Annotated in this window: 9 protein-coding genes and 1 pseudogene; 7 read left to right on the plus strand and 3 right to left on the minus strand. The window is 69.5% G+C overall.

What is annotated here, in order from left to right; all coding sequences use genetic code 11:
* Positions 1–805: pseudogene (locus K789_RS0114660) on the minus strand (6-phospho-beta-glucosidase); the annotation flags it as partial.
* Between the two features lie 81 nt (positions 806–886).
* On the opposite strand from K789_RS0114660, the gene K789_RS0114665 reads away from it, so the two are divergent.
* From K789_RS0114665 to tsaD, 6 genes are all read left to right on the plus strand, one after another.
* A complete protein-coding gene (locus tag K789_RS0114665) occupies positions 887–1,978 on the plus strand; it encodes a PfkB family carbohydrate kinase (RefSeq protein ID WP_024367411.1) in 1,092 nt (363 codons plus the stop codon).
* 309 nt (positions 1,979–2,287) lie between these two features.
* Positions 2,288–3,508: an alanine racemase gene (gene alr, locus K789_RS0114670; protein WP_024367412.1), complete on the plus strand. Its 1,221-nt coding sequence runs from the start codon at positions 2,288–2,290 to the stop codon at positions 3,506–3,508.
* Positions 3,505–4,131, plus strand: a complete 627-nt coding sequence (gene tsaE / locus K789_RS0114675; RefSeq protein WP_024367413.1) for a tRNA (adenosine(37)-N6)-threonylcarbamoyltransferase complex ATPase subunit type 1 TsaE — start codon at positions 3,505–3,507, stop codon at positions 4,129–4,131. Before alr ends, tsaE begins: the two co-directional genes overlap by 4 nt.
* On the plus strand, positions 4,131–4,802 hold the full coding sequence (gene tsaB, locus K789_RS0114680) for a tRNA (adenosine(37)-N6)-threonylcarbamoyltransferase complex dimerization subunit type 1 TsaB (protein ID WP_024367414.1): 672 nt from the start codon (positions 4,131–4,133) through the stop codon (positions 4,800–4,802). Before tsaE ends, tsaB begins: the two co-directional genes overlap by 1 nt.
* A gap of 56 nt (positions 4,803–4,858) precedes the next feature.
* Positions 4,859–5,326 (plus strand): ribosomal protein S18-alanine N-acetyltransferase, encoded by a 468-nt coding sequence (gene rimI, locus K789_RS0114685; RefSeq protein ID WP_051181078.1) that lies wholly within the window; start codon positions 4,859–4,861, stop codon positions 5,324–5,326.
* On the plus strand, positions 5,323–6,453 hold the full coding sequence (gene tsaD / locus K789_RS0114690) for a tRNA (adenosine(37)-N6)-threonylcarbamoyltransferase complex transferase subunit TsaD (protein WP_024367416.1): 1,131 nt from the start codon (positions 5,323–5,325) through the stop codon (positions 6,451–6,453). The genes rimI and tsaD overlap by 4 nt, the downstream gene beginning before the upstream one ends.
* Before the next feature lie 27 nt (positions 6,454–6,480).
* On the opposite strand, the gene K789_RS0114695 is transcribed toward tsaD, so the two are convergent.
* Entirely contained in the window at positions 6,481–7,632 is a 1,152-nt protein-coding gene (locus tag K789_RS0114695; RefSeq protein WP_024367417.1) for a glutamate--cysteine ligase, read from the minus strand.
* Between the two features lie 231 nt (positions 7,633–7,863).
* Between K789_RS0114695 and K789_RS0114700 the strand changes: the two genes are divergently transcribed.
* Positions 7,864–8,691, plus strand: a complete 828-nt coding sequence (locus K789_RS0114700; protein ID WP_272943973.1) for a shikimate 5-dehydrogenase — start codon at positions 7,864–7,866, stop codon at positions 8,689–8,691.
* A 74-nt stretch (positions 8,692–8,765) separates the two neighbouring features.
* Here the strand turns inward: K789_RS0114700 and K789_RS0114705 are convergent.
* The coding region (locus K789_RS0114705) for a THUMP-like domain-containing protein (protein ID WP_024367419.1) at positions 8,766–9,162 on the minus strand (397 nt) is incomplete at its 5' end.

Raw genomic sequence — 9,162 nt, forward strand, 5'->3', positions numbered from 1 at the left:
CGGCGGACCGGATGCCGGCCAGGGCACGTCCGGTCTCGTAGTAGTAATAGAGGTATTCGTTGGGCAGGCACCCCAGTTCCGCCAGAAACGGCTGCGGAAACAGCCGGCCTTCCTCGAAGCCGGCCAAAGCGTCGGCGTCGGCCAGCAGCCCCGGCAGTGCGTCCCTGCCGTCGGACTCCAGGCGGTACAGCCAGCCGAGATGGTTCAGGCCGTAGTACCCGACGCCGTCGAGCGTTCCTTCGGGCAGCACGACGCCGGCAGCCCGCGCCGCCCGGTGCACCAGCCCGCTGGCCGAATCGCAGATCCCGACGACCCTGCGGCCGAGCACCGGAACCAGGGCTTCGGTAACCATTCCCGCCGGGTTCGAGAAGTTCAGCAGCCACGCATCCGGGCAGTGGCGGCGCATGTGGGCAGCGAGGTCCAGCATGCGGGGGATGGAGCGCAACGCGTAGGAGATGCCGCCGGCCCCCGTGGTCTCCTGGCCCAGGAGCCCCAGGTCCAGGGCCACCCGCTCGTCCGCGGTGCGGCCGGCTGTCCCGCCGGGGCGGATCGCGGCAAAGACAAGGTCCGTGCCGCGCAGCGCCTCGGCCAGGGATGTGGTGGCCTGGACGGCGGGAAGGACGGCGGCGCGGGGCGTGTTCTGTTGTGCGAACGCGGCCAGGACCGCGTTGATGGCGGTGAGGCGGCCGGGATCGACGTCGTACAGCACCAGCTCCCGGACCAGACCGGCGAAGGGTCCCGCGCAGAGCGCCCGGTAGACCAGCGGTACCCGGAATCCGCCGCCCCCGGCAATCATCAGCCGCATGCCGACAGTCTATGCACAGCGGTCCCGTCCGGGCCCGGCGCACGCCTTTCCAGCGGTTCCGGGACGGCGTAGGGTGCATACATGGACGCGATACCGACGCGGCGTTTTGATCCGCTTTCCGCCGTCCGTACCCCGGCGGCGGAGGGCTTCGATCTGTTGCTGACCGGGACCGTCTTCCAGGACATCATCTTCACCGGCCTCCCGCACGCCCCCGTCGCCGGAACCGAGATCTGGAGCGACGGGATGGGCAGCTGCCCCGGAGGCGTGGCCAACCAGGCCATCGCCGCGGCCCGGCTGGGGCTGCGGACCGGGCTGGCGGCCGCCTTCGGCGACGACGGCTATGGCGACTACAACTGGAAGATCCTGGCCGGACAGGAGCACGTGGACCTGTCCCTGTCCCGGCGGGTCGCCGGCTGGCACTCGCCGGTCACGGTGTCCCTCAGCGTGGAGCAGGACCGGTCCATGGTGACGCACGGCCACCCGGCCCCGGTGAGCTCCAGCGAACTGGTCGGCTGTCCTCCGCCGGCGCTCGCTGCCGTTGCGGAGCTTGGCGAGGAGCTGGAGCCGTGGGCGCTCGATGCGTACAAGGCCGGGGTGCGGCTGTTCGGCGACGTCGGCTGGGATCCCACCGGCGCCTGGTCCTCCTCCCGGCTGGACAACCTGCAGTACTTCCACGCCTTTATGCCGAACCAGCACGAGGCGATGGCCTTCACCGGGCACGACAATCCGTGGGCGGCCCTTTACACTCTGGCGGACAAGGTGCCGGTCGCCGTCGTGACCCTCGGGCCGCAGGGTGCCATGGCCGTGGACTCCCTGACGGGCGAAGAGGAGTGGGTGCCGTCGTTGCCCGTGTCCGCGTTCGATCCGACCGGCGCGGGGGACTGCTTCGGCGCTGCCTTCATCGTCGGCTGCCTGGCCGGCTGGCCGCTCGGCGACAGGCTGCGGTTCTCGAATCTGTGCGCAGCCCTGGCCGTGCAGGAGGTCGGCGGCTCGCTGGCCGCACCCGGCTGGGGGGACATCGCCGACTGGTGGCAGCGGGCCAACGCCCGGAAGGAACGGCAGAGCAGCCAGTGGCTCCGGCGCTACCGCTTCCTCGAGGACATCATCCGTGATGTGCCGCAGGAAGCGCAAAGGCGGGCGACGGCGACCATCGCGCACCTTTCGGACGCGTAGACGGAGTTCGTGCGCGGCTCCCTCCCACTGGACATGCCCTCCGCTCAGGGCAGCGGTTGGACATAATGCCATTGTGCCCAGCAGTGGGCGCGAGCACTGAGCATGTCCCTCGGGTGGCCTGGGCGGGTAAGGAGCCGGGTCTGCCTCGGACCTGCCGTGCGCGGGACATGCCCTCCGCTAAGGGCAGCGGTTTGGACATAATGCCATTGTGCCCAGTCGGGGGCCTAAACACTGAGCATGTCCCCGGGGCGCCAGGCGGCCGCGGGGCCCGAATTAAGCCGCATGCCCAGCCACCCCTAGAATCGTTAAGTGACTTACCCAGCAGCAACAGGTGACTTCCGGCCCGACCCGGCGGCTCAGCCAGCCTACGCCGAGGAACGCTCGGCCGTTATCGACCTTGAAGCCATCCGGCACAACGTCCGACACCTGGCGGCCGTGGCATCACCGGCGCAGGTGATGGCGGTCGTCAAGGCCGATGCCTACGGCCACGGCGCTGTTCCCGTGGCCCGCGCGGCCCTCAGCGCCGGCGCGAACTGGCTGGGGACAGCCCACATTTCCGAGGCCCTGGCCCTGCGCGCCGCCGGCATTGAGGCCCCTCTGCTGGCCTGGCTGCATACCCCGGAGAGCAACTTCGCCGCCGCCGTGGCTGCCGGGGTCGACATCGGCTGCTCGGGTTGGGAACTGGAACGCATCGTGGCGGCCGCCCGCGAGCAGGAACGGCCGGCCCGTGTGCACCTCAAAGTGGACACCGGGCTGGGCCGCAACGGCGCGACCCTGGAGGCCTGGGACGGCCTCGTCGGCGAAGCCATGGAATACCAGGACCAGGGCCTGCTGCGGGTGGTGGGCATCTTCTCCCACCTGGCCGTCGCCGACGAACCCGAGCGCCCGGAAACCGACGAACAGCTGGCAGCCTTTCGCGAAGCCCTCGCCATCGCCCGGGACGCCGGCGTGGATCCCGAGGTGCGGCACCTCGCCAACACCCCCGGCACGCTGTCCCGGCCCGACACGCACTTTGACCTGGTCCGCGTAGGACTCGGCCTCTACGGGCTGTCTCCGTTCGAGGGGCAGCGCTCTGAAGAACTGGGCCTGCGCCCCGCCATGACGGTCCGCACGGTCGTATCGCACTGCAAGGATGTGCCTGCCGGCCAGGGCGTCTCCTATGGGCTGAACTACCGCACCGGGGGTGCCAGCACGCTGGGCCTGATCCCGCTGGGCTACGCCGACGGGGTCCCGCGGATCGCCACCGGCGGACCGGTCCGCGTCGACGGCGTGAACTACCCCGTGGTGGGACGCATCGCGATGGACCAGATGGTCATCGACCTGGGTCCGCTCAACGTGTCAGCCGGCGGGACCAGCGTCCTCGGCGCCGAGGCCGTGCTGTTCGGCAACGGCGACGACGGCGGCCCCACCGCCGAGGACTGGGCCCGCGCGGCCGGCACGAACAACTATGAGATCGTCACGCGGATCAGTCCCAGGGTGCCGCGCCGCTACATCAACGAAGAGCCCGCCCGCGACGGGTCGCGGCCGTGAGCGCGCCGGGCTGGGAACGGACCCTGGACGTCCGGACCGCGGACGAAACCCACGCCCTTGCGGCCTTCCTCGGCGCCCAGCTCCGGGCCGGTGACCTGCTGGTCCTCACCGGCGAGCTCGGAGCGGGAAAGACCACCTTCACCCAGGGCCTCGGGGAGGGCCTGGGGGTCCGCGCAGGCATCATCTCACCGACCTTCGTGCTGGTCCGCATCCACCCCAACCTGCCCGACGGCCCCCGGCCGGGCGGCCCGGACCTGGTGCACGTTGACGCCTACCGGCTGGGTTCGGCCTCGGAAATTGACGACATCGACCTGGAAAACACCATGGACAGCGCCGTGACGGTCGTGGAATGGGGCCGCGGCCGGGTGGAGCACCTGAGCGAGAGCCGGCTGGAGGTGGACCTGGTCCGGAGCCTGGGCGGTGCCGCACCCGCCGCCCCCGCCGCACCCGCCGCCCCTGAAACCGCCACCCTCGCGCTCGGCACCCTGGATTTCGATACCGAGGACGACGACGAACCCCGCACGATCGTGATCCGTGGCTTCGGTCCCCGCTGGATGGAGCCGCCCCTCCTGCCCACGCCCGCCCGGACAGTACCCACGCCCCACACCCCGGAAGGGAACTGATGTTGATCCTTGCCATCGACACCTCGGCCGTGGCCAGCGCCGCCCTCGTCTCCGATGACACCCCGGAATCCGTCGTGGGATGCTTTGCCACCGAGGACACCCGGAGCCACGCCGAAGTACTGGCACCGGGAATCGAGGCGCTCCTGGCCGAGGCCGGCCTCAGCGGCGCCGACGTCGACGCCGTCGTTACCGGGGTGGGGCCCGGCCCGTTCACCGGCCTGCGCTCGGGGATCGTCACGGCCCGCACCCTCGCGTTCGTCTGGGGCAAACCGCTCTACGGCCTCATGAGCCTGGACGCCATCGCCCTGGAAGTGGCGGAGTCCACTGATGCGGCGCCGGAGTTCATAGTCGCCACCGATGCCCGGCGCAAAGAGGTCTACTGGGCCCGGTACGCCCTCACCACCGGCCAGCTGCCCCAGCTGCTGGACGGCCCGCACGTCGGCTTCGCCGCAGAACTTCCCGACCTTCCCGTCTACGGCGCCGGTGCCGGCCTGTATGCCGACGTCGTCAAGGCCGTCCCCGAATTCAGTTCCCGCCAGCCGGAGGCCCTCTCCCTGGGCCAGTTCGCCCTCGCGCGGCTCGCGGCCGGGGAACTGCTGCTCGATTCCACCCCGCTCTACCTGCGCGAGTCCGACGCGCAGGTCCCCGGCCCGCGGAAGCGGGCGCTGTGAACGCCGGACAGAGCCCGGGGCCGGCAGGGCTTCCCGGCGGTGTGACCCTTCGGGACATGACCGCGGAGGACATCCCCGCGGTGCATGAGCTGGAGTGCAGGCTGTTCCCGGTGGACGCCTGGCCGATGCAGATGTTCGTCGCCGAGCTGGCGCAGGCCGACACCCGGCGCTACCTCGTGGCCGAGCGTGCCGGTCAGATCGTCGGCTACGCCGGGCTGATGTGCATCGAACCGATCGCGGATGTCCAGACCATCGCCGTCGTGCCGGAACAGGAAGGCCAGGGGATCGGGTCGGCGCTCCTCACCGAACTCATCCGGGAAAGCCGGCAGCGAAGTGCCGAGGACGTGCTCCTGGAGGTCCGGGCCGACAACCCCCGCGCCCAGCAGCTCTACCGCCGCTACGGATTCGAACAGATCCACGTCCGGCCCCGGTACTACCGCGACGGCGTCGACGCGCTGATCATGCGGCTCCGGCTCGGCACCACCCACCACGACACCGCACCCAGGGAAGCAGGCCGCCCATGAACAGCACCCAGCACGCCCGGCCGCTGGTCCTGGGCATCGAATCCTCTTGCGACGAAACCGGCGTCGGGATTGTCCGCGGCACGCAGCTGCTCACCAACACCGTGTCCTCCTCCATGGACGAACACGTCCGGTTCGGCGGCGTGATTCCCGAGATCGCCTCCCGCGCCCACCTGGACGCCTTCGTCCCCACGCTCCGCGAGGCGCTGGCCGAGGCCGGGGTGACGCTGCAGGACATCGACGCGATCGCCGTCACATCCGGTCCAGGGCTCGCGGGAGCCCTGATGGTGGGTGTCTGCGCGGCCAAGGCGCTCGCCGTTGCCACCGGCAAACCCCTGTACGCCATCAACCACCTCGTGGCGCACGTCGGCGTCGGACTGCTCCAGTCGGACGACGGCGGCCCGGCCTTCGCCGGCACCCTGCCGGCGGACGCCCCGCCGGCGGACGCCCTGCCGGAAAACTTGGGCGCCCTGCTGGTCTCCGGCGGCCACACCGAGATCCTGCGGATCCGGAACATCACCGGGGACGTTGAGCTGCTCGGGTCCACCATCGACGACGCCGCCGGCGAGGCCTATGACAAGGTGGCGCGGCTCCTGGGCCTGGGCTATCCCGGCGGCCCGGCCATCGACAAGCTGGCACGCACCGGCAACGCCAAGGCGATCCGCTTCCCGCGCGGCCTGAGCCAGCCCAAATACATGGGGACCGCGGACGAACCCGGCCCGCACCGCTACGACTGGTCGTTCAGCGGGCTCAAGACCGCCGTCGCGCGCTGCGTGGAGCAATTCGAGGCCCGCGGCGAAACAGTGCCGGTGGCGGACATCGCCGCGGCCTTCCAGGAAGCCGTTGTGGACATCATTACGTCCAAGGCCGTGCTCGCGTGCCGGGAGAACGGCATCACCGAACTGCTGCTGGGCGGCGGCGTGGCAGCGAATTCACGGCTGCGCCAGCTCACGGAACAGCGTTGCGCCGCCGCCGGGATCCGGCTGACCGTCCCGCCGCTGGCCCTGTGCACGGACAACGGCGCCATGGTCGCCGCCCTCGGCGCCCAGCTCGTGATGGCCGGGATCGCGCCGAGCGGCATCGGCTTCGCACCGGATTCCTCGATGCCGGTCACCACCGTCTCCGCCTGAGGCGGGCCTCGGAAGCGGAGGTGTGTCCTAGGCTTCGGGGCCCTTGCGCATCTGCTGGACCAGATCCAGTACGACGGCGCGCAGGTCGCCGCCGTGCTCTGCCGCCACGCGCCGCTGCCGCTGGTACCCGGCGCCGCGCTCGATGATCTTCAGGACGTCGGCCAGCTCTGCAACGCAGTCCAGTTTCACGGCGACGGGTTCAAGCCGCGCGACCGTCTCGCGGATGTGGTCCGTGACGAGCTGCTCGTTGCCCTCGGCGTCGAGGATGATGATGGCGTCCAGCCCGTAGCGGGCGGCACGCCACTTGTTCTCCTGCACATGCCAGGGCGGCATGGTGGGGATGGTGCCGCCGTTGTCCAGCGTCGTGGAGAATTCGTCGACGAGGCACTGGGTCAGCGCGGCGATGGCCCCGACTTCCTCGAGCGTGGCCAGGCCGTCGCAAATGCGCATCTCGATGGTGCCGAAATGCGGGACGGGCCGGATGTCCCAGCGGATCTCGGAGAGTGAATCGATCACGCCGGTGGTGAACATGTCCTGGGCGTAGGACTCGAAGTCCTCCCAGCTGGCGAACTGGAACGGGAGGCCGGCGGTGGGCAGTTGCTGGAACATCAGGGCGCGCTGGGAGGCGTAACCGGTGTCCTCGCCGCCCCAGAACGGGCTGGAGGCGGAGAGCGCCTGGAAGTGCGGGAAATAGTTCACCAGACCGTCCAGCACGGGAAGGACCTTGTCCCGGCTGTCCAGGCCGACATGCACGTGGACGCCGTAAATCACCATCTGGCGGCCCCACCACTGGGTGCGGTCAATGAGCTTGGCGTAGCGCTCCTTGTCCGTCACCGGCTGCAGCTGCGGGGGGCTGAAAGGGTGGCTGCCGGCGCAGAAGATTTCGACGCCCATTGGGTCGGTGACGTCACGGACGGCAGCGAGGGAGCTGCTCAGGTCCGCTTTCGCTTCCGCCACGGTGTTGCAGATCCCGGTGACCAGCTCCACCGTGTTCAACAGCAACTCCTGCTTGATGTGCGGGTGCTCGTCGTCCTCGTTCAGCTCGGGATGCCTCGCAGCGACGCCGCGGAGGACCTCTTTGGCCACCGAGGCCAATTCCCCGGTTTCCCCGTCCACGAGGGCAAGTTCCCATTCCACACCAAGAGTTGATTGCCTGGATGAAGCGAAATCAATCTTCATGTGGTCCCTTCATTGTTTGGCTGCCCGTTTCCCTGCCCCGGCCGGCTTTCGTCTTGGGCGGATTTGCCGGACAGTTGGCGGGGCAACGGTGGCTCAAGTCTAGTGCAGGGGCGGCATCGGACCGGTGGCAGGATTGCTGCGAAAACGTGAAAGTGTTCACAAAAGTACCCGGATGGCGGCGCTGCGCCGGGGGTGCCCGCCGTCCCGGCCCGCCTGGCGTTTAATGGAGGGGTGCCCATCCTGAATAAAGACATGACCCTGTGCATCTCCCTCTCGGCCCGGCCGAGCAACAACGGGACGCGCTTCCATAACCACCTGTACGAACAGCTTGGCCTGAACTGGATTTACAAGGCCTTCGCCCCGACGGACCTCGCCCAGGCTATCGCCGGCGTGCGTGGCTTGGGAATCCGCGGCTGCGCCGTGTCCATGCCCTACAAGGAAGACGTCATTGCGCTCGTGGATGTGATGGACCCGTCCGCGAAAGCCATCGACTCGGTCAACACAATCGTCAACGACGGCGGCACCCTCACCGCGTACAACACCGACTACACGGCGATCGAGCAGTTGCTGCAGCGCAACGCCGTGCCGACAGGCTACTCGGTGTTGTTGAAGGGCGCCGGCGGCATGGCCAAGGCCACCGCCGCTGCCCTGCGCGACGCCGGGTTCCGGAACGTCACCGTGATCGCGCGCAACGAGGAGGCGGGACGGGCGCTCGCCGGGCTCTACGGGTTCGCCTGGCGCGCCGACGTCGATTCATCCGGCGCGGTGGCGGCCGACATGCTCATCAACGTGACACCTATTGGTATGGCGGGCGGCCCCGACGCCGGCTCCCTGTCCTTCCCGCAGGAGGCCATCGACGCCGCAAAGGTGGTCTTCGACGTCGTCGCGTTGCCGGCCGAGACCCCGCTGATAGCGGCCGCCCGCGCGGCCGGCAAGGCCGTCATCACCGGCGCGGAGGTGGCGACCATCCAGGCGCTGGAGCAGTTTGTGCTCTACACGGGGATCCGGCCCACGGACGCGCAGGTCCGGGCAGCCGAGGACTTTATGCGGGCCCAGTAGCGCGCACGGTGGCTCCGGGCCAGGAGAACCGGAGAACAGGAGAACCGGAGAACAGGAGAACCGGAGAACCGGTCCTAGGCCGGTTCCACCGAAATGGCCACCCGCTCGTCCCCGATCCGGGTGAGGACCAGGGTGGCCGTTTTTTTACCGGCGCCTTTCCCTCCCGTCTTCCCTCCCGTCTTCCCTCCCGTCTTCCCTCCCGGGAGGAGCTGTTTGCGCAGCTCTTCCGGGGTGACAGAGGTGCCGCGCTTCTTGATATCCAGCACGCCGATGCCCTGGTCCTTGACCCAGGACTTGAGCGCCTTGACGTTGTAGGGCATCACATCCAGGACCTTGTACGCCCGGGCAAAGGGGGTGTCCCGCAGTTCCGGAGCGCAGATGTAGGCGATGTGCTCGTCCACGAGGTGCCCGCCCAGCTGGAGGGCGACGTCGGCCACGAGCCCGGCGCGAATGACGGCGCCGTCCGGCTCG

It is taken from the genome of Arthrobacter sp. TB 26 (assembly GCF_000427315.1).
In the GTDB taxonomy this organism is placed as follows: Bacteria; Actinomycetota; Actinomycetes; order Actinomycetales; family Micrococcaceae; genus Arthrobacter.

Coding starts and splice junctions, on each gene's coding strand:
- K789_RS0114665 (WP_024367411.1), top strand. CDS start 887: ATGGACGCGATACCGACGCGGCGTTTTGATCCGCTTTCCGCCGTCCGT.
- tsaB (WP_024367414.1), top strand. CDS start 4,131: ATGTTGATCCTTGCCATCGACACCTCGGCCGTGGCCAGCGCCGCCCTC.
- rimI (WP_051181078.1), top strand. CDS start 4,859: ATGACCGCGGAGGACATCCCCGCGGTGCATGAGCTGGAGTGCAGGCTG.
- tsaD (WP_024367416.1), top strand. CDS start 5,323: ATGAACAGCACCCAGCACGCCCGGCCGCTGGTCCTGGGCATCGAATCC.
- K789_RS0114695 (WP_024367417.1), bottom strand. CDS start 7,632: ATGAAGATTGATTTCGCTTCATCCAGGCAATCAACTCTTGGTGTGGAA.